Raw genomic sequence first — 19,008 nt, 5'->3', positions numbered from 1 at the left:
CTGGCATGCACATGCATACACGGACGCGCACACTCAGGTTCACGGCCGTGCTGGCCTTCGTGGTCCTCGGCCTCACGGGTTTCTCGACGGGACGGCACGGCGGCCACCACGGGAGCGGAGGCGGTGGCTGCGGCAGCTCCCATCAGGACCACGACACCTCGACCTCGGGGTATACGTCGGGGTCCACGTCGGGGTCCACCTCGGGCGGCGGCTCCTACGACGACCCGGACGACCACTCCTACGCCAGCACCGGTACGACCGGCGGGAGCCACTACGGACGGCGCCCCACCCACCGGGCCACGGCCACTCCTTCGGGTGGCGGTGCCAGGCCGCTGCGGGACGGCACGGTGAGGCTGATCAGCTGTGCCACCCCGAACAGGCGGTACGCCACGGTCGAGATCGGCAACCCGAACGACCGTGACGCAAAGTTCCGGACCCGGGTCACCTTCTACGACGACGAAGGCGCCGAGATCCTCGACAGCGCCTCCTCGTACGTCAAGGTGCCCGCGAAGGGCAGGGCGACCACCCGGGTGGCGGTCGGCGAGCGCGTCGCGCGGCAGGTCCACCGCTGCGAGGCGGACCGCGTGGCCCGGCCGGACACGACCTAGCGCACCCGGAAATCACCGTGCCTGGCGGCGAACAGCTCCGCCTGGCGTTCGGGCGGCAGGTTGCCCAGGGCGATGAGGTGCGGCGCCTGCGCGTACGCCTGCGCCCGCGCCGCCTCCTTCGCCGCCCACAGCGCCCGCACGGTCCCCTGCACCCCCTGCGGCGGTTGCGCGGCGACGACCGCGGCACACCGCACGGCCGCGTCCAACGCGGCGCCCTCCTCGGTGAGTTCGGACACCAGCCCGATGTCGTGGGCGCGCCGGGCCGAGATCCGCTCGGCCGTGCCCATGAGCATCATCCGGGCCGCCTCCCCGTAGGGCATCCGGTGCGCCATCAGCACGGACTCGTAGGCGCTGACCATCCCGTAGGCCGTGTGCGGGTCGAAGAAGACGGCCGTCGGGTCGGCGACGACGAACTCGCTCTCCCCGAGCAGGTAGAAGGCGCCACCGCAGGCCATCCCGCGCACGGCGGCGACGACCGGCTTCCACAGGTCGTTCGCCTTCGGCCCGACGGCGAGCAGCGGATCGTCCTGCATATACGGCGACGACGGCTGCGGGACGACCGTGTCCCGGTCGACGCCCGTGCAGAAGGCCCGCTCGCCGGCCCCGGCGAGCACGACCGCCCGCACCGAGTCGTCGAACCGCAACCCCCGCCACACGGCGACCAGTTCGCGTGCCATCTCGGCGTCGATGGCGTTCAGTCGCGCGGGCCGGTTCAGCGTGACGACGGCGACCATGGTGTCCGCGTCGACGTCGAGGCGGACCGTGTTCACGCGAGGACCCAGCTCACCAGGCCGTCCGCGAAGACCGCCCGCACCCGGGCGCCGATCCGCACGCGCCCCGGATCGAGGGAGTCCAACGGCGCCCCCGGGCCGGTCACCAGATTCCCGACCAGCCGTATCCGCGGCAGCTCGTCCAGCTCCACGACGACGACGTTGTAGGGGGCCAGCGCCGCGTAGTCGGGCAGCAGCGGCGGGTGCGGCACGACGTACGACCACACGCGCCCGTGCCCCGACACCTGCCGCCACTCGCTCGCGAAGGACTGGCAGTGCGGGCAGCAGGGCCGGGGCGGGAACCGGGGTTCGGCGCAGTCGGCGCAGGCCTGGACGCGCAGTTCGCCGCGGGCCGCGTACTCCCAGAAGGGCGCGCCGTCGGCGTCGGTGACGGGCTTGAGCATGTCAGCTCCTCAGTAGCAGCGCGGAGGTGGGGACGCCCTCGCCGGCCGTGACCAGGCAGACGGAGGCGCCGGGGACCTGCGCGGTACTGGTCCCGCGCAGCTGCTTCACCCCTTCGTTGACGAGGTTGAAGCCGTGCACGTAGGCCTCGCTGAGCCCGCCGCCCCCGGTGTTGATGGGCAGCCGTCCGCCGATCTCCAGGGCGCCCTGTTCGGTGAACGCGCCCCCCTCCCCTCTGCCGCAGAAGCCGTAGCCCTCCAGCGACAGCGGGACGAGAGCGGTGAACGCGTCGTAGATCTGTGCCACGTCCACGTCGTCCGGTGTGACGTCGGCGTGCTTCCACAGATGCCGTGCGGCGGTCCAGGCGGGACCGGTGAGCGGGTCGTCGTTCCAGTAGTTGACCATGCCGTGGTGCTGGGCGGGCAGCCCCTGGGCGGCGGAGTGGACGTACACGGGTTTCCTCGCGCAGTCCCGCGCCCGCTCGCTGCCGACCACCACGCAGGCCAACGCCCCGTCCGTCTCCAGGCAGTTGTCGAAGAGGCACAGCGGCTCGCTGATCCACCGGGAGGTCATGTACATCTCGCGGGTGAGCGGGCGTTCGTACATGACGGCCGCCGGGTTCTGGTTGGCCCGGTTGCGGCAGGCGAGGGCCACGTGGAACAGGTGGTCCCGGGTGGCGCCGTACTCGTGCATGTATCGGCGGGCCAGCATGGCGATCTCGTCGACCGGCCGCAGCAGCCCGAAGGGCCGGGTCCACTGGGCCGGCGTGGGCAGCTGGACGGTGGTGTCGGTCCACGGCCTGGGGCCGCTGCCGCGCTTGCGGGACCGCCAGGCCACCCCCACCGTGGCCTGTCCGGCGGCGATGGCGGCGGCGAGGTGGGCGACGGTGGCGCAGGACCCGCCGCCGCCGTACCCCACCTTGCCGAAGAAGGTCAGATCACCGAACCCGGCCGCCTTCGCCAGCTCCACCTCGTCGGTGGCCTCCATCGTGTAGGAGGCCAGGGCGTCGACCTCGCCGGGCGCGATCCCGGCGTCGTCGAGCGCGGCGAGCACGGCCCGGCAGGCGAGCGTCTTCTCGTCCTCGGCAAGGTGCTTGGCGAACGCGGTCTGCCCGATCCCGACGATGGCGGTGGCGTCCTTGAGTCCCGATCCTGCCATGTGCGGCCCCCTTCTCCTGACAGGCCGTCAGGTTACCGCTAATCTGACGGACAGTCAGCTGCGTGGGTGACGGGAGGCCTGCTGTGGACGACTGGGGCACCATCCCGGAGCTGGTGCGGGCCTCGGCCGAGCGGTACGCCGACACCGAGGCCGTGGTCGAGGGCCGTACGCGCATCACCTACGCCGAACTCGGCGCCCGCGTCGAGCGCGCGGCGGCGGCCTGCCTCGCCGGCGGAGTGGAGGTGGGCGACCGGGTCGCCGTCTGGGCGCCCAACTCCCTGGACTGGATCGTCGCGGCGCTCGGCGCGGTGTCGGCGGGCGCGGTGCTGGTCCCGCTGAACACCCGCTTCAAGGGCGCGGAGGCGGCCGACGTGCTGCGCCGCAGCGGGGCCCGGCTGCTGTTCGTGACGGGCACCTTCCTCGGCACCTCGTACGTGGCCTCCCTGCGCCGGGCGGCGGGCGCGGGGGCGGCGGACGGCCCGGGCCCGCTGCCCGGACTGCCGGCGCTGGAGCGGGTGGTGGTCCTGGCGCCGGACGCGCCGCCCGACTTCGCCACCTGGAAGGACTTCCTGGCGGCGGGGGAGGGCGTGCCGGCCCGCGAGGTGCGCGCGCGGGCCGACGGCCTGTCCGGCTGCGACGTCTCGGACCTGGTCTTCACCTCCGGGACGACCGGCCGCCCCAAGGGCGTGATGATCACCCACGCGCAGACCCTCCGGGCGTACGGGATCTGGGCGGACCTCGCCGGACTGCGCACCACCGACCGCTATCTGATCGTCAACCCCTTCTTCCACAACTTCGGTTACAAGGCGGGCGTGATCGCCTGTCTGCTGCGCGGGGCGACGATGGTGCCGCAGCCGGTGTTCGACGTGGACACGGTGCTGGCGAACATCGCGGCGGAACGGATATCGGTCCTGCCCGGCCCCCCGACCCTGCACCAGGCACTGCTGGACCACCCGGCCCGCGACGCCCACGACCTCTCCGCGCTCCGGCTCGTGGTCACGGGCGCGGCCGTCGTCCCCCTGCGCCTGGTGGAGCGGCTGCGCGCGGAACTCGGCATCGGCACCGTGCTGACCGCCTACGGCCTCTCCGAGGCGAGCGGCATCGTCACGATGTGCCGGCCCGGCGACGACCCGTCGGTGATCGCCGCCACGTCCGGCCGGGCGATCCCCGGCACCCGGGTGCGCGTGGTGGATGCCTCGGGCGCGCCGGTGCCCGCCGGCGTCGCCGGGGAGGTGCTGGTGCGCGGCTTCAACGTGATGCGCGGCTACTACGCCGACCCGGCGGCCACGGCGGAGTCGGTGACCCCCGACGGCTGGCTGCGCACCGGCGACGTGGGCGTCCTGGACGCCGCGGGCAATCTGCGCATCACGGACCGGATCAAGGACATGTTCATCGTCGGCGGCTTCAACGCCTACCCGGCGGAGATCGAACAGCTGCTGGGCGTCCACCCCGACGTGGCGGACGTGGCGGTGGTCGGCGTTCCCGACGCCCGGCTGGGCGAGGTCGGCAAGGCGTTCGTCGTCCGCCGGCCGGGCTCGGTCCTGACCGCCGACGACCTGATCGCCTGGGCCCGCCGCGAGATGGCCAACTACAAGGTCCCCAGAACGGTGGAGTTCCTGCCCGTCCTCCCCCGCAACGCCGGCGGCAAGCTGGTGAAGGGGAAACTGCGCGGGCACTGACCCGGCCCTCCGGGACACACCTCGGCCGCGGCGGCCCCCCTCCGCGCCGCCGCGGCCGATCCCCGTCCGGAAAAGGTCTAGCTGGGGTTGGACGTGATGTGGGTGTTGTCCGGCGTGGCCGTGCCGTCGGCGGCCGCGTTCTCGACGTCGGTGATGTGGGTGTTGAGCGGCTGCACCGTGGTGCCGGCCGCGGCGTCGGTGATGTGGGTGTTGAGCGGCTTCACCGTCGAGCCCGCCGCGGCGTCGGTGATGTGCGTGTTGTCCGGCTTGACGATCGGCTCGTTCTTGGTGGTGTCGCTCATCAGGTGCTCCCCTTGGAATGTCGCATCGCGGCTGTGGCGGGCCCATCCGGTCGCTCCCCCGAGGTCGGCCGGATGGGCCACCGGAGCCGCTCACTCTAGATCGCGATCGTGACGGCTCCACCGGCGGTCCGTGTGCCCCCCGACGCAACGGCCGCTGTCCAAGAGGATGCCGGGGGACGATAAACGTTCGATGAACGCCGGGGCGCCGGGCTCAGGCGGCGCTGACCGGTGCCAGCAGGGCCCGCACCTCTGCCGCCTCCGGCGAGGCCAGCCGCTCGTAGATGTCCAGCGCCTCCCGCCAGCAGACCTGGGCCCTGCCGGTGTGTCCGATCCCGTCGAGGGCCTTGCCGAGCACGGTGAGCACATTGCCGCGCCGCCATTCGCCGCCGATCTCGCCGAGCGGGGTCAGGGCCATCTCGGCGTAGGCGGCGGCCTGGGCGGGGCGCTGGGCGAGCAGGTCGAGCTCGGCGAGCCGGAAGAGGGTCATCCCTTCCCACAGGCGCTGTCGGCCGGCCCGGAAGACGGGCAGGGCCTGGTCGAGGTGGGCGGCGGCGTCGTCCAGCCGTCCGCTCGCACCGAGGGCCAGCCCCAGGGCGTAGTGGCCGTTGGCGGCCTTGAGGGAGTGCCCGAGCTCCTCGTACATCTCGGTGCCCTGCCGGGCGAGGTGCACCGCGCTGTCGGCGCGCTCGGTCTGCAGGTGCAGCCGGGAGAGATTGCACAGCGCGGCCGCCGCGCCGGAGAGGTCGCCGCAGGCGCGGAACTCCCGGATGGCCCGCTCCAGGTACTCCTCGGCCTCGGCGTAGCGGCTCTGGTAGAAGGAGAAGGCGCCTAGGATGTTCGCCGCCCAGCAGCGGGGCAACGGATCGTCGGCCGCTTCCGAGAGGGCGAGCGCCTGTCGCGCTTCCTCGTCGGCCTGGGCGAACTGCCCGGACCAGTGGCGCGCGTTGGCGAGCACCAGGAAGGCCCGGCCCTCGGCCCGGCCGTCGCGGGCCGAGTGGGCGGCGTCGCGCAGGGCGGCGCCGGCTGCCTCGTACTCCTTGAAGTTCGCGCCCGACTCGGCGAGATCGACCGCCGCCCACAACAGGTCGACGGCCCGGCGCAGGGTCGGGCCGCTCGACGACTGGCGTACGCAGGCCAGCAGCGGTACCGCCTCGGAGTAGAGCCAGTCCTGTGCGGCGCGGCGGTCGGGGAAGACCAGCGCGGGAACGCCGGCGGGCTCCAGATGGTCCACCAGCCGGTCACCGGGCCGCTCGATCGCGTACACGCCTGCCGTCGTGGCCAGGTAGAAGTCCAGCAGCCGGGACAGCGCGGCCGCCCGCTCGCTCGGTGGCCGCTCCTCGCGCTCCGCGCAGGCGCGGGCGTACAGCCGCACCAGGTCGTGGAAGCGGTAGCGGCCGGGAGCCGCCGATTCCAGCAGGGAGGTGTCGACGAGGGACTCCAGCAGGTCCTCCGTCTGCTCCGCCGGCAGGTCCAGCACCGCCGCCGCGGCGGCCAGCGAGACATCGGGGCCGTCGGCCAGGCCGAGGAGGCGGAACGCCCGTGCCTGGGCCGGTTCCAGCTGGCCGTAGCCGAGATCGAAGGTGGCCTTGACGGCCAGGTCACCGGCCTGGAGCTCGTCCAGCCGGCGCCGCCCGTCCGCGAGCTTCGCCGCCAGGACCGACACCGTCCAGGTGCGCCGGGCCGCCAGCCGGGACGCCGCGATCCGGATCGCCAGCGGCAGGAACCCGCACGCGGCCACCACGTCCAGCGCCGCCTCGCGCTCGGCGGCCACCCGCTCCTCGCCCACGATCCTCGTGAACAGCGCCAGCGCCTCGTCGGGCGCCATCACGTCCAGGTCCACCAGGTGCGCCCCCGCCAGGTCCAGCATCCGTACCCGGGAGGTGACCAGGGCCGCGCAGCCCTCGGTGCCGGGCAGCAGCGGCCGTACCTGTGCCGCGTCCTTGGCGTTGTCCAGCAGGACCAGGACCCGGCGGCCGTCCAGGATCGAGCGGTACAGGGCCGCCCGTTCCTCCAGCGAGTCCGGGATCGCCGAGTCCGCCGTGCCGAGGGCGCGCAGGAAGGAGCCGAGCACGGTCTCCGGCTCGGCGGGGCGGGGGCCGGCGCCTTGCAGGTCCACGTACAGCTGGCCGTCGGGGAAGGCGGGGCGTGCCCGGTGGGCCACGTGGACCGCCAGGGTCGTCTTGCCGACGCCGCCGATGCCGGCCAGCGCCGAGACCGCCATCACCCGGCCTTCCGTCTCCGAGGCCGAGGACAGCACCTCGCTCAGCTCGGTGACGAAGGTGGCGCGGCCGGTGAAGTCGGGCACGGACGCGGGCAGCTGCGCGGGCCGCACGACGGCCGCGGCCGGCTCGGCCGCGGGCGCGGAGGGCTCGGCCAGCGCCGGGTCCGCCTGGAGGATGCGCTGCTGGAGTTCGCTCAGGCCCGGGCGCGGGTCCACACCCAGCTCCTCGGCCAGCAGCCGGCGGGTGTCGGCGTACACGGCGAGGGCCTCGGCCTGGCGGCCGCCGCGGTACAGGGCCAGCATCAGCAGTTCCCGCAGGCGTTCGCGCAGCGGGTGGGCGGCGGTCAGCGCCGTCAGTTCCGAGACCGCCTCCGCGTGGCAGCCCTGTTCCAGGTCCATGTCCAGGCGGGCCTCCAGCAGGCCCAGGCGCCACTCCTCCAGCCTGGCCCGCTGCGCCTCCGCGTACGGTCCGGGCACCCCGGCCAGGGGTTCGCCGTCCCACAGGTCCAGGGCGTCCCTCAGCAGCTCCCGGGCCCGGCCGAGATCGTTGCCGCCGCGCGCCTTCTCCGCCCGCGTGGCCAGCTCCTGGGCCGCCGCCAGGTCCAGGGCGCCCTCGCGCAGGCCGCGGACCGCGTATCCGCCGGACTCGCTCACCAGGACGTCGGGGTCCAGCACCTTGCGCAGCCGGGAGGCGTAGGTGCGCAGGGCCGCCAGCGCCTGGGACGGCGGTTCGGTGCCCCACAGCGCGTCGATCAGCTCGGCCGCCGTGGCCGTACGGCCCTCCCGTAGCAACAGGGCGGCCAGCAGGGCGCGCTGCTGGGGGGAGCCAGTGTTCAGCGCGCTCTCGCCGCGCCAGGCCCGCACCGGACCGAGCACGCTGAAGCGCAGCGCCTGCGACTTCGACTCCGCGATGGCGCCGGTCCCGGCCATGGCCACGGAGCCGGCGCACCGCTGCTCGGGTACTCGCGGCCCACCGTCCATGCGTTCGTCCCCCTCGGTGTCACGAACAACCCCGTCAGTTTGCCTTGTTCGGGGCGGTTGCGTCAGCCGTGGGAGACGCCGATCACAGCCCGGCGGATCCCGGCGCACAAGGTCCTCACACGGTCTTCGCATCCGCTGCGTCCGTTCCGCAAGCTGACGGACCGTCAGATCGGCGCTACCGTGGACGGCATGGAGACCACACAGTTCCCGCTGATCATCTCCGTCGACGACCACACCGTGGAGCCCGCCACCGTCTGGCGGGACCGGCTGCCGAGGAAGTACCTGGACACCGGGCCCCGGATCGTGCGCGCGCCGCTGAAGGAGATGACCTTCCTCGGCGGGCGCTTCAACCCCGTCATGGGTGAACCCGGCGGCACGGACGGCCCACTCGGCGACTGGTGGGTCTACGAGGACCTCTGCCGCCCGCTCACCCGGCTCGACACCGCCGTCGGCTGCGACCGCGACGAGATCCGCCTCGAAGTCATCACCTACGAGCAGATGCGGGCCGGCTCGTACGACGTCCCCGCCCGTCTGGCCGACATGGACGTCAACCACGTCCAGTCCGCGCTGTGCTTCCCGACCTTCCCGCGCTTTTGCGGCCAGACCTTCACCGAGGCCCGCGACCGCGAGCTGGCCCTGCTCTGCGTGCGCGCCTACAACGACTGGATGGTGGAGGAGTGGTGCGGGCCCCAGGCGCGCGGCCGGCTCGTACCGCTCACCCTCATCCCCCTGTGGGACGCGGAGCTGGCCGCCGCCGAGGTGCGCCGCAACGCCGCCCGGGGCGTACGGGCCGTGGCCTTCTCCGAGATACCCCCGCACCTGGGTCTGCCGTCGGTCCACACCGACGACTGGGACCCGTTCCTCGCGGCCTGCGACGAGACCGGCACGGTCGTCGCCATGCACATCGGCTCCAGCAGCCGGATGCCCTCCACCTCCGCCGACGCACCGCCCGCCGTCGGCTCCACCATCACCTTCGCCAACTGCTGCTTCTCGATGGTCGACTGGCTGATGAGCGGCAAGTTCGAGCGCTACCCGAACCTCCGGATCATGTACGCCGAGGGGCAGATCGGCTGGATCCCGTACATCCTGGAGCGCGCCGACGTGGTGTGGGAGGAGAACCGGGCCTGGGGCGGGGTCGCCGACAAGGTGCGCAGGCCGCCGTCCGAGCTGTTCGCCGGGCACGTGTACGGCTGCTTCTTCGACGACGCCTTCGGACTGCGCAACCTCGACTCCATCGGCGTCGGCAACGTGCTCTACGAGACGGACTACCCGCACTCCGACTCCACCTGGCCCAAGTCCCGCGAGGTCGGCGAGGCGCAGATGGGGCATCTGGCGCCCGGCGTGGTCGAGCGGATCGTCCGGGGCAACGCCATCGAGCTGCTGGGCCTGACCCCGGACGGACTCTGGAAGAGGCCGGCGTGAGCCTCGCCTACGGCCTCCAGCTGCCGGTCCAGTCCCAGAGCACCCTCTACACGGAGACCTGGGAGACGGCGGCGGGCCCGCAGGACCTGATCGCGGTCGCCCGGGCCGTGGATCGCGCCGGATTCGACTATCTGGCCTGCTGCGACCACGTGGCGATCCCGCGCCGCCTGGCCCCCGCCATGAGCACGGTCTGGTACGACCCGGTCGCCACCCTCGCCCACCTCGCCGCCCTGACCGAGCGGGTCCGGCTGCTCAGCCATGTGGCCGTGGTCGGGCTGCGGCACCCGCTGCTCACCGCCAAGCAGTACGCCACCCTCGACCACCTCTGCGGCGGCCGGCTGATCCTCGGCGTGGGCGCGGGGCACGTGCGCGAGGAGTTCGAGGTGCTCGGGGTGGACTTCGAGCGGCGTGGCGCGCTGCTCGACGAGGCCATCGACGCCCTGCGGGCGGCCCTCGGACCCGAGGAGTTCCCCGAACACCACGGTGAGTACTACGACTTCGCGGGGCTCGGTCAGCGTCCCCGTCCCGCGCAGGCCGCCCTGCCCGTATGGGTCGGCGGCTCCTCGGCCGCCGCCGTACGGCGGGCCGCGCTCAAGGGTGACGGCTGGCTGCCGCAGGGCGACCCCCGGGACCGGCTGCCGGCGCGGATCGAGCGGATCCGCCGGCTCCGTCAGGAGCACGGCGTCGAGGGCCCCTTCACCCTGGGTGCCATCGCCGAGCCGCTGTACCTCGGCAGGCCCGGCTGGGACGTCGGCAGGCGCACCCTGACCGGGGCGCCGGAGGCGATCGCCGAGTCGCTGCGGGCCTACCGGGCGATGGGCGTGGACCAGATCCAGGTGCGGTTCCGCAGCCGGAGCCGCGCCGAACTCGTCGACCAGATCGACCTGTTCGGGGCGGAGGTCGCGCCCCGGCTGGACTGAGCAGCGAGGGAGTGGACATGGGCAAGCTGGACGGGCGGGTCGTCCTCATCACCGGGTCGGCACGCGGACAGGGCGAGCAGGAGGCGCGGCTCTTCAGAAAGGAGGGCGCGCGGGTGGCCGTCGCCGATGTGCTGGACGCCCAGGGAGAGGCGCTGGCCAAGGAGATAGGGGCGCTCTACGTCCACCTCGACGTGGGCGCGGAGGACGGGTGGCGCGAGGCCGTCGCGGCCGTCAAGCGGGCGTACGGGCGGATCGACGGGCTGGTCAACAACGCCGGCATCCTGCGGTTCAACGCCCTCGTGGACACCCCGCTGGAGGAGTTCATGCAGGTGGTGCGGGTCAACCAGGTCGGGTGCTTCCTGGGGATGAAGACGGTGGCGCCGGAGCTGACCGACGGCGGCACGATCGTCAACACCGCCTCCTACACGGCCCTGACCGGCATGGCGGCCGTGGGGACGTACACGGCCACGAAACACGCGGTGCTCGGGCTGACCCGGGTGGCCGCGCTGGAGCTGGCGGACCGGCGGATCCGGGTCAACGCCATCTGCCCCGGCGCCATCGACACCGCGATGTCCAACCCGGCCCGGCTGGACCCGGACGCGGACCCGGCGGAGACGAGCCGGGCCCTGGACGAGCTGTACCGCAAGCTGGTGCCGCTCGGACGGGTCGGGCAGCCGGCGGAGGTGGCCAGGCTCGCCCTCTTCCTCAGCTCGGACGACTCCTCGTACATCACCGGGCAGCCGTTCGTGATCGACGGTGGCTGGCTGGCGGGTGTCTCCGTGCTCTGACGGGTCGTCAGCTATTGACGGTCTTGGCGACCGGTGCGACAGTCGGCCGACAACCACCATCTGACGGTACGTCAGAAAACGCGGCAGGAAACAGAGGACGGTGAACCGCCGTGGAATTCGGGCTCTTCGTACAGGGATACGTGGGCAAGCGCGCCGAGACCGACCCGCTGGCCGAGCACAAGGCGCTGATGGAGGAGACCGAGTACGTCATCCAGGCGGACAAGTCCGGCTTCAAGTACGCCTGGGCCTCCGAGCACCACTTCCTGGAGGAGTACTCGCACCTGTCCGCCAACGACGTCTTCCTCGGCTATCTCGCCCACGCCACCGAACGGATCCATCTCGGCTCCGGCATCTTCAACCCGCTCGCCCCCGTCAACCACCCCGTGAAGGTCGCCGAGAAGGTCGCCATGCTCGACCACCTCAGCGAGGGCCGGTTCGAGTTCGGCAGCGGACGCGGGGCCGGCAGCCACGAGATCCTCGGCTTCCTGCCCGGCATCACCGACATGAATCACACGAAGGAGATCTGGGAGGAGACCATCGCCGAGTTCCCGAAGATGTGGCTCCAGGACGAGTACGCCGGCTTCCAGGGCAAGCACTGGCAGCTGCCGCCCCGCAAGGTCCTGCCGAAGCCGTACGGGAAGTCGCACCCGGCGATGTGGTACGCCGCCGGATCACCGCCCTCCTACGCCATGGCCGCGAAGAAGGGGCTCGGCGTGCTCGGCTTCAGCATCCAGAAGGTCTCCGACATGGAGTGGGTGCTGGAGCAGTACAAGACGGCGGTCGTGAACGCGGAGCCCGTCGGGGACTTCGTGAACGACAACGTGATGGTGACGACCACGGCGATCTGCGCGCCGACACACGCGGAGGCCATCGAGATCGCGGTGGGCGGCGCCCTGCACTACCTGCCCTCGCTGGTCTTCCGCTACCACGACACCTTCCCCCGTCCCGAGGGTTTCCCCGAGTGGCCGCAGACCCTGCCCGCGTACACGCCGGAGTTCGTCGAGCTGTTGATCGAGGAGGAGCTGCTGATCTGCGGCGACCCCGACGAGGTGACACGGCAGTGCAAGCGGTGGGAGCAGGCCGGGGCGGACCAGCTGAGCTTCGGGCTGCCGGTGGGGGTGCCGAAGGAGCAGACGCTGCAGACGATCCGGTTGATCGGGGAGCACGTGATCCCGAGGATCGACACGGACCCCGTGCACCGGACCTCGCGATTCCGGGCGGCCGTGTGAGCCCCGTCCGCGTGAGTTGAGAAGGGGACCTCATGCTCGATCACCTCATCAAGGGCGTCACCGTCGTGGACGGCACGGGCGCGCCCTCCTTCACCGCCGACGTCGGCATACGCGACGGCCGTATCGCCGCCGTCGGGAAGGTCACCGGCGCGGCCCGCGGCACCGAGGACGCCGCCGGACTCGTCCTCACCCCGGGCTTCGTCGATCCGCACACCCACTACGACGCCCAGCTCTTCTGGGACCCCTACGCCACCCCCTCCCTCAACCACGGGGTGACCACCGTCGCCGCCGGGAACTGCGGCTTCACCCTCGCGCCACTCAACCCCGACCGGCCCGAGGACGCCGACTACACCCGGCGGATGATGTCCAAGGTGGAGGGGATGTCCCTGGTCGCGCTGGAGGAGGGGGCGCCCTGGAACTGGAGCGGTTTCGGGGAGTACCTGGACGCGCTCGAAGGGCGCATCGCCGTCAACGCGGGCTTCATGGTGGGGCACTGCGCGCTGCGGCGGTACGTGATGGGTCCGGACGCCGTCGGCGGACAGCCGAGCCGGGAGCAGCTCGGGCGGATGCTCCGGCTGTTCCACGAGTCCATGGACGCCGGCGCCTGGGGGCTGTCCACCACTCAGTCCGCCACGCACTCCGACGGCGACGGACAGCCGGTCGCCTCCCGGCACGCCCGCCCGGAGGAACTGCTGGCGCTGTCACGAGCCGTCGGCGAGCACGAGGGCACCCAGATCGAGGCGATCGTCGCCGGCTGCCTGGACCAGTTCAGCGACGCCGAGATCGACCTGCTCGTGGAGATGAGCGCGGTCGCCGGGCGGCCCCTGAACTGGAACGTCCTCACCATCGACGCGGCCGTACCCGAGCGCGTGCCCCGGCAGCTCGGCGCGAGCGAACGCGCCCGTAAGGCCGGCGGGCGGGTGGTGGCCCTCACCATGCCGATCCTCACCCCGATGAACATGTCCCTGGGCACCTTCTGCGCCCTGAACCTGATCCCGGGCTGGGGGCCGGTCCTGGCGCTGCCCGTGCCCGAGCGGATCGCCAGGCTGCGCGACCGGGACGTCCGGGCGGAGCTGCTGCGCCGGGCCGGCTCGAAGGAGGCGGGCGTCTTCCGGCGGCTCGCGGACTTCGGCCGGTACGTCATCGGCGACACCTACAGCGAGGCCAACAGCGGGCTGACCGGACGCGTGGTGCGGGACATCGCCGCCGAGCGCGGTCAGGACCCGTTCGGCTGCCTGGTGGAGATCTGCGCCAACGACGGGCTGCGCACCGTGCTGTGGCCCATGCCGAGCGACAACGACCCCGCGTCCTGGGCGCTGCGCGCCGAGACCTGGCGGCACGAGGACGTCCTGCTCGGCGGCTCCGACGCGGGCGCCCATCTGGACCGCATGTGCGGGGCGCCGTACACCACCCGGTTTCTCGGGGACTGTCTGCGCGGGCGCGCCCTGGTCGGGCTGGAACGGGCGGTGCGGATGCTGACCGACGACCCGGCGCGGTTGTTCGGGTTGCGCGAGCGCGGCCGGATCCGGGAGGGCTGGCACGCCGACCTCGTCCTCCTCGACCCCGAGCGGATCGACGCGGGCCAGGCCCGGCTGGTGCACGACCTGCCCGGTGGCAGCCCCCGGCTGGACTCCCGGGCGCTCGGCGTACGGGCCGTGTGGGTCAACGGCGTCGAGGCGATCCGGGACGACGTGGTGACCGGTGCCGTACCCGGCAGGGTGCTGCGCTCCGGCCGGGACACGCGGACCGTGAGCACCCGGTGAGCCAGGGGCAGCCGCTGTTCGTCGGCGGGGAGTGGATCGAGCCGGACGGCGGGCACTACCCGGTGACCGACCCGGCCACCGAGGGGCTCGTCGGCTGGGCGCCCGAAGCCTCCCCGGCACAGGCGCGGGCCGCCTGCGCCGCGGCCCGGGAGGCGTTCGGGGCGTGGTCGCGCACCCGCCCCGAGGAGCGGGCGGCGGTGCTCGGCCGGGCCGCCGGGATCATCCGCGATTCCCTGGAGCCGTACGCCGACCTGGCCCGCGCCGAGACCGGGGCGACGACCGGGACGGCCCGCGCGATGCAGGTCGGTGTGGCCGCCGCCCGCTTCCGCCGGTATGCCACGGTCGAGCCCGCGGAGTGGGCGATCCCGCCGCAGATCAGCGAGGCGGGCCCGATGGGCCGGGCGGCCGTGCTGGGGGCGCTGGCGATACGCCAGCCCGTCGGGGTCGTCACCTGCGTCACCTCCTACAACAACCCCTGGGCCAACCCCGCCGGGAAGATCGCCCCGGCGCTGGCCATGGGCAACACGGTGGTGGTGAAGCCCGCCCCCCAGGACCCCCTGTCCGTCTACCGGATGGCGGAGGCGCTGGAGGCGGCCGGAGTGCCGCCCGGCGTGGTGAACGTCGTCTCGGGGCGGGATGTGGCGGTGGGAGAGGCGGCCGTGGCCTGCGAGGACGTCGACATGGTCAGCTTCACCGGTTCCACGGCCGTCGGCCGGCGCATCGCCGAGGTGTGCGGGCGGGACATGAGACGGCAGTTGCTGGAGCTGGGCGGGAAGGGGGCGGCCGTGGTTCTCGACGACGCCGACCTCGCCTCGGCGGTCGCCGGCATCGGCACCACCTTCTCCTTCTACAGCGGACAGATCTGCACCGCGCCGACCCGGGTGCTGGCCCAGCGCGGGGTGTACGACCGCCTGGTGGAGCAACTGTCCGCCTACGCCGAGCGTTTGACGGTCGGCGATCCACGGGAGCCGGACACCGTCGTGGGTCCGGTGATCTCGCATGAGCACCGGGCGCGCGTGGAGGCGTACGTCGAACTCGGGCGGAAGGAAGGGGCCACCGTCGTGGCGGGCGGTGAACGCCCGCCGCTGGAGCGCGGGTTCTACGTCCGGCCGACGGTCCTCGCCGACTGCGGCAACGACATGCGGGTGGCCCGCGAGGAGATCTTCGGGCCCGTGGTGGTGGTGATCCCCTTCGACGACGAGGAGGAAGGGGTGGCCCTCGCCAACGACTCCGACTACGGGCTCGTGGACTACGTCTGGTCCGGTGACGTGGCCAGGGCCTTCCGGGTGGCGCGGCGGCTGCGGGCCGGTGGCGTGGGCGTCAACACCGTCGGCCGCAACATGGAGGCGCCGTTCGGCGGGTTCAAGAAGAGCGGGGTGGGCCGGGACGTCGGCGTGTACGCCCTGCACGCGTACAGCGAGGTGCAGGCCCTGGTGTGGCCGGGCTGAACCGGCCGGGGCCGCCGGGCCGGCCCGCGGGGGCTCAGTCCGTCAGGTCCACGCGCACCGTCAGCAGGTCCGTGCCGAACGCCCGGACCGCCGCGCTGTTGAAGCGGGGCAGGGCGCGCAGCCGGGCCTGGGCGTCGTCCTCGGGCAGGAGGTGGGCGGTGCCGTGGTGCCAGCGGCCGCCGGTCCGGACCCGGACCCTCGGGTCGGCCTGGATGTTGCGCACGTACTGCGACTTGTACCCGAACTCCGAGACCAGCCAGAAGGAGTCCCCGACCCGGCGTCCGCCCACCGGCGTCGTGCGGGGCAGGCCCGAGGTGCGGCCGGTGGTCTCCAGGAGCGTCTGGAAGGGCAGGCGCCGGTTGAGCGGGTTGGCCAGATGCCGCTGGAAGCGGGTCACGAGACGCTGCTTGAGGTCGGCACGGTCTGACATGTTCAGGCTCTCCCGCTCTCCCCGGCCGCGGCGGGCACCGCCCCGTGAAGGGCTGTGCCCACCCGCGCGGGGCGTGTGATGACGTCGGCGCCCGTACGACCGCCATGTGTCAGCCTCCCCCGCGATCAGGATCCGGCGCAACGGGTGAGCGCGACGGGCGTATCCGATCCGCGACGCGATCAGCCCCGCCCGGTGCGACGCGCGGCGCACCGGGCGGGGCTGATCGCGCACACGGCGCGCCTGGCCGTGGGGACCCGCGTGGGGAGCGGTGACCGCGAGGCCGGTCGCCGCCGGACCGGGCACCCTCACGCCGGTCGGGCAGCGGTCAGGAAGACGGGGTTGGTGAACGCGGCCATCGGCCCGGGCAGCGGGCCCAGGGCGGTCTCGTGCCGCAACTCCGCGCGCACATACGCCGCACCGGCCGCCGTCGTACGCCACTCCACCACGCCCGCGCCCGACACCGGCAGCGGACCGCCGGTGAACACCACGCCCTGGTCGGTGACGAGGCGGACCGAGCAGCGCGGAGCGCCCGAGGCCTCCAGGCGGACCGTCACCGGGGTGTCGGCGGGCAGCTCGAGCCGCTCGCCGATGCCGGCCCGTGCGCCCCCCTCGGCGCGCACGGCGAACGCCAGGGACACCGTCCGCGACTCGGCCACATAGGACCGGCCCGCCCGCAGGCCGCCCAGGACCGCCTGGCGGGTCAGATCGTCGGCGAGGACGACCGTCTGCGGGTGGCCGACCACGTCCGGGTCGCGGTGGGCGTCGCTGTCGCCCATCGCCGGAAGCCACGCCCCGCCCTCGCGCGCCGACGCGAGGAGCCGGCCGTCCCAGTCGGCCAGGGTCACCTCGTCGTCCGGTGTCCACGGCCCGTTCCACACCTCGACCGCGTCCGCCTCGGTGTACCCGAACTTCCAGGCGCAGCCCACACAGTCGGCGTGCGGATGGGCCGGTACGACCAAGCCGCCCGCCCGGTGGATCTCCCGGGCGGCGTGCGCCCAGTGGTGGTCGCGGGCCCGGTAGCGCCAGTCGACGAACGTCCCCGGATCGGTGCCGAGGGCCAGGACGTGCCCGTTCCTGGTGGTGACCTCCTCGCCGAGCAGCACGAGCAGGTCCTCGCCCGCCGCGTCGGCCCAATGGGGGTGCGAGGCGATGGTGTTGTGGTCGGAGCTGTTGATGAAGTCCAGCCCGGCCGCGCGGGCCAGCGCGGCGATCTCGGCCGGGGTGCGGCGCCCGTCGGAGTGCCAGGAGTGCAGATGGCAGTCGCCCCGGTACCAGGCCCGGCCCCGGCCCCGGGCGCGCGGCGGCGGATACACCGGCCGGGGCGCCTCACCCCCCGGCGCGCCGCTCGTCAGGGTGACCGTCACCTCGTACGCCAGCCCCCGCGGCGCCACCGTGTAGGGGCCCAGCGCGATGTGCCAGGTGCCCGGGTGGAGGGGGCCGGGCAGATAGCCGGGCGTCGCCTCGTCCGCCCGCACGACGAACTCCGTGCGGGCGCCCCCGGACCAGCCCCGGAAGCCGCGGCCGCCCGGTTCGGTGCCGCGCTCGTCGAAGAGCCCGATGTCGAGGGCGTTGCCGGGGGTGCCGGGGGGCACGGAGGGCTTGTCGTAGGTGTAGGAGACGCGCAGTGCGGCGGTTCCGGGCGGGACCGTGAAGGGCAGGTAGACGTAGTCGGGGGAACCGGGTGCGAGCGTGCCGCGCATCGTCGTCACACGGCCACGGTAGGCGCACCCTGGGGGCCCGGGCAGGTGGGATTCGGGACGTGTTCCGCGTGGTCGAATGCCGACCGGTCGGTATGGACACCTGAGGCCGTACCCGGTACAGATGGGCCATGCGTATCGCCGTCACGATCTTTCTCACCGACGAGACCATCACCCCCGTCCGGCTCGCCCGGGAACTGGAGGCGCGCCGCTTCGCCGGTCTGTATCTGCCCGAGCACACCCACATCCCGGTCGAGCGGACCACCGCGTACCCGGCGGGCGGCGACCTGCCCCGGGAGTACGGCCGTACCCTCGACCCCTTCGTCGCGCTCGGCCAGGCGGCCGCCGTCACCGAGCGGCTCGGCCTCGGCACCGGTATCACTCTCGCGGCCCAGCACGACCCCATCGACCTGGCCAAGCAGATCGCCACCCTCGACCATCTGTCCGGCGGCCGCTTCACCCTCGGCCTCGGCTATGGCTGGAACGTGGAGGAGGCCGCCGACCATGGCGTGGCCTGGCGCAGCCGGCGGGAGCTGGTCCGGGACCGGGTACGCCTCATGCAGGCGCTGTGGTCGCCCGAACCCGTCGCCTACGACGGCGAGTTCGGGAGCGTACGGGCGAGCTTCGCCCACCCCAAGCCGGTGCGGGAGCCGCGCGGGCCGGTGACCGGTCCCCGCACCCTGGTCGGCGGGGCCGCCGGGCCCCGGCTGTTCGCGCACATCGCCGAGTACGCCGACGGCTGGCTGCCCATCGGCGGACGGGGACTGTCCGAGTCGATCCCCGCGCTGCGCTCGGTGTGGGCGGACGCCGGACGCGACCCCGACGCCCTCCAGGTCGTCCCGTACGCCGTGCTGCCCACCCCGGGCAAGCTCGCCCACTACGCCGAACTGGGCATCGAGGAGGTCGTGCTCCAACTCCCCTCCTCGAGCGAGAAGGAGGTCCTGGACGCCCTCGACGCATACGCGCCGTTCATCTAGCCCCCCGCGGCGGCTACTCGAACCGTGCGACGCCTCCGACACGGGACCTCGACCCGCGCGGCCGAGGGATCGCGCGGTGTCCCGGCCCACAGGGGCCTTGGCACCGCGCGGGCGCGGGATCGTGCGGCCCCCGGACCGGGCGGAGCGCCCGGAACCGTGGGAGTCCCCGGGCCGCGCGGGGCCCTCGTCCGGGTGGGTTCTGCCGGGTCGTCT

16 protein-coding genes are annotated in these 19,008 nt (G+C 73.3%); 9 read left to right on the top strand and 7 right to left on the bottom strand.

Annotated features, from left to right (window positions below):
• Positions 1-11 precede the first annotated feature (11 nt).
• Complete coding sequence (locus tag ACIBA9_RS06460; RefSeq protein ID WP_399360212.1) at positions 12-608, top strand: hypothetical protein; 597 nt, start codon at positions 12-14, stop codon at positions 606-608.
• Here the strand turns inward: ACIBA9_RS06460 and ACIBA9_RS06455 are convergent.
• The 3 genes from ACIBA9_RS06455 to ACIBA9_RS06445 are packed head-to-tail and all read right to left on the bottom strand — an operon-like array spanning position 605 to position 2,938.
• A complete protein-coding gene (locus ACIBA9_RS06455) occupies positions 605-1,342 on the bottom strand; it encodes an enoyl-CoA hydratase/isomerase family protein (protein WP_399361237.1) in 738 nt (245 codons plus the stop codon). The two genes, ACIBA9_RS06460 and ACIBA9_RS06455, sit on opposite strands and share 4 nt — an antisense overlap.
• A 32-nt stretch (positions 1,343-1,374) precedes the next feature.
• Positions 1,375-1,782, bottom strand: a complete 408-nt coding sequence (locus ACIBA9_RS06450; protein ID WP_362158491.1) for an OB-fold domain-containing protein — start codon at positions 1,780-1,782, stop codon at positions 1,375-1,377.
• A 1-nt stretch (position 1,783) separates the two neighbouring features.
• Entirely contained in the window at positions 1,784-2,938 is a 1,155-nt protein-coding gene (locus ACIBA9_RS06445; RefSeq protein ID WP_362158489.1) for a lipid-transfer protein, read from the bottom strand.
• A gap of 83 nt (positions 2,939-3,021) precedes the next feature.
• On the opposite strand from ACIBA9_RS06445, the gene ACIBA9_RS06440 reads away from it, so the two are divergent.
• The gene (locus ACIBA9_RS06440; RefSeq protein ID WP_399360209.1) at positions 3,022-4,617 is read left to right on the top strand and encodes a FadD3 family acyl-CoA ligase; all 1,596 of its coding nucleotides are present in this window, start codon (positions 3,022-3,024) and stop codon (positions 4,615-4,617) included.
• A 77-nt stretch (positions 4,618-4,694) separates the two neighbouring features.
• Here the strand turns inward: ACIBA9_RS06440 and ACIBA9_RS06435 are convergent, their stop codons facing one another.
• Positions 4,695-4,919 carry a hypothetical protein gene (locus ACIBA9_RS06435; RefSeq protein ID WP_399360207.1) on the bottom strand — a complete coding sequence of 75 codons (225 nt, stop codon included), beginning with the start codon at positions 4,917-4,919 and terminating at the stop codon, positions 4,695-4,697.
• 211 nt (positions 4,920-5,130) lie between these two features.
• Entirely contained in the window at positions 5,131-8,121 is a 2,991-nt protein-coding gene (locus ACIBA9_RS06430; protein WP_399360205.1) for an AfsR/SARP family transcriptional regulator, read from the bottom strand.
• A gap of 189 nt (positions 8,122-8,310) precedes the next feature.
• Here ACIBA9_RS06430 and ACIBA9_RS06425 point away from each other — a divergent pair, with 189 nt between their 5' ends.
• The 6 genes from ACIBA9_RS06425 to ACIBA9_RS06400 all read left to right on the top strand — a co-directional run bounded on the left by ACIBA9_RS06425 (position 8,311) and on the right by ACIBA9_RS06400 (position 15,691).
• Entirely contained in the window at positions 8,311-9,543 is a 1,233-nt protein-coding gene (locus ACIBA9_RS06425; protein ID WP_399360203.1) for an amidohydrolase family protein, read from the top strand.
• Complete coding sequence (locus ACIBA9_RS06420; protein WP_399361234.1) at positions 9,525-10,463, top strand: TIGR03619 family F420-dependent LLM class oxidoreductase; 939 nt, start codon at positions 9,525-9,527, stop codon at positions 10,461-10,463. The genes ACIBA9_RS06425 and ACIBA9_RS06420 overlap by 19 nt, the downstream gene beginning before the upstream one ends.
• A 17-nt stretch (positions 10,464-10,480) precedes the next feature.
• Positions 10,481-11,251: an SDR family NAD(P)-dependent oxidoreductase gene (locus ACIBA9_RS06415; protein ID WP_399360201.1), complete on the top strand. Its 771-nt coding sequence runs from the start codon at positions 10,481-10,483 to the stop codon at positions 11,249-11,251.
• Positions 11,252-11,361: 110 nt separating this feature from the next.
• Positions 11,362-12,480, top strand: coding sequence for an LLM class flavin-dependent oxidoreductase (locus tag ACIBA9_RS06410; protein ID WP_399360199.1), 1,119 nt, complete (start codon positions 11,362-11,364; stop codon positions 12,478-12,480).
• Positions 12,481-12,512: 32 nt separating this feature from the next.
• Positions 12,513-14,243: a D-aminoacylase gene (locus tag ACIBA9_RS06405; protein ID WP_362158471.1), complete on the top strand. Its 1,731-nt coding sequence runs from the start codon at positions 12,513-12,515 to the stop codon at positions 14,241-14,243.
• A complete protein-coding gene (locus ACIBA9_RS06400; RefSeq protein WP_399360197.1) occupies positions 14,240-15,691 on the top strand; it encodes an aldehyde dehydrogenase family protein in 1,452 nt (483 codons plus the stop codon). Before ACIBA9_RS06405 ends, ACIBA9_RS06400 begins: the two co-directional genes overlap by 4 nt.
• A gap of 34 nt (positions 15,692-15,725) precedes the next feature.
• Here ACIBA9_RS06400 and ACIBA9_RS06395 read toward each other — a convergent pair whose 3' ends face one another.
• Both ACIBA9_RS06395 and ACIBA9_RS06390 read right to left on the bottom strand, forming a co-directional pair.
• Positions 15,726-16,121, bottom strand: coding sequence for a nitroreductase family deazaflavin-dependent oxidoreductase (locus ACIBA9_RS06395; protein ID WP_399360195.1), 396 nt, complete (start codon positions 16,119-16,121; stop codon positions 15,726-15,728).
• Between the two features lie 305 nt (positions 16,122-16,426).
• The gene (locus ACIBA9_RS06390; protein WP_399361232.1) at positions 16,427-17,821 is read right to left on the bottom strand and encodes a CehA/McbA family metallohydrolase; all 1,395 of its coding nucleotides are present in this window, start codon (positions 17,819-17,821) and stop codon (positions 16,427-16,429) included.
• 128 nt (positions 17,822-17,949) lie between these two features.
• Between ACIBA9_RS06390 and ACIBA9_RS06385 the strand changes: the two genes are divergently transcribed.
• On the top strand, positions 17,950-18,795 hold the full coding sequence (locus tag ACIBA9_RS06385) for an LLM class F420-dependent oxidoreductase (RefSeq protein WP_399360193.1): 846 nt from the start codon (positions 17,950-17,952) through the stop codon (positions 18,793-18,795).
• Positions 18,796-19,008 lie beyond the last annotated feature (213 nt).

The organism is Streptomyces sp. NPDC051452, from assembly GCF_044454765.1.
In the GTDB taxonomy this organism is placed as follows: Bacteria; Actinomycetota; Actinomycetes; order Streptomycetales; family Streptomycetaceae; genus Streptomyces.
The sequence above is the reverse complement of the archived record's forward strand: the minus strand, read 5'-3'. Positions and strand labels throughout refer to the sequence as shown.

What these genes read in the sequence shown, in the direction of transcription:
- ACIBA9_RS06455 (WP_399361237.1), bottom strand. Translation starts at nt 1,342, where the DNA reads ATGGTCGCCGTCGTCACGCTGAACCGGCCCGCGCGACTGAACGCCATC.
- ACIBA9_RS06385 (WP_399360193.1), top strand. Translation starts at nt 17,950, where the DNA reads ATGCGTATCGCCGTCACGATCTTTCTCACCGACGAGACCATCACCCCC.
- ACIBA9_RS06405 (WP_362158471.1), top strand. Translation starts at nt 12,513, where the DNA reads ATGCTCGATCACCTCATCAAGGGCGTCACCGTCGTGGACGGCACGGGC.
- ACIBA9_RS06445 (WP_362158489.1), bottom strand. Translation starts at nt 2,938, where the DNA reads ATGGCAGGATCGGGACTCAAGGACGCCACCGCCATCGTCGGGATCGGG.
- ACIBA9_RS06430 (WP_399360205.1), bottom strand. Translation starts at nt 8,121, where the DNA reads ATGGACGGTGGGCCGCGAGTACCCGAGCAGCGGTGCGCCGGCTCCGTG.
- ACIBA9_RS06415 (WP_399360201.1), top strand. Translation starts at nt 10,481, where the DNA reads ATGGGCAAGCTGGACGGGCGGGTCGTCCTCATCACCGGGTCGGCACGC.
- ACIBA9_RS06395 (WP_399360195.1), bottom strand. Translation starts at nt 16,121, where the DNA reads ATGTCAGACCGTGCCGACCTCAAGCAGCGTCTCGTGACCCGCTTCCAG.
- ACIBA9_RS06435 (WP_399360207.1), bottom strand. Translation starts at nt 4,919, where the DNA reads ATGAGCGACACCACCAAGAACGAGCCGATCGTCAAGCCGGACAACACG.
- ACIBA9_RS06450 (WP_362158491.1), bottom strand. Translation starts at nt 1,782, where the DNA reads ATGCTCAAGCCCGTCACCGACGCCGACGGCGCGCCCTTCTGGGAGTAC.
- ACIBA9_RS06460 (WP_399360212.1), top strand. Translation starts at nt 12, where the DNA reads ATGCATACACGGACGCGCACACTCAGGTTCACGGCCGTGCTGGCCTTC.
- ACIBA9_RS06390 (WP_399361232.1), bottom strand. Translation starts at nt 17,821, where the DNA reads ATGCGCGGCACGCTCGCACCCGGTTCCCCCGACTACGTCTACCTGCCC.
- ACIBA9_RS06425 (WP_399360203.1), top strand. Translation starts at nt 8,311, where the DNA reads ATGGAGACCACACAGTTCCCGCTGATCATCTCCGTCGACGACCACACC.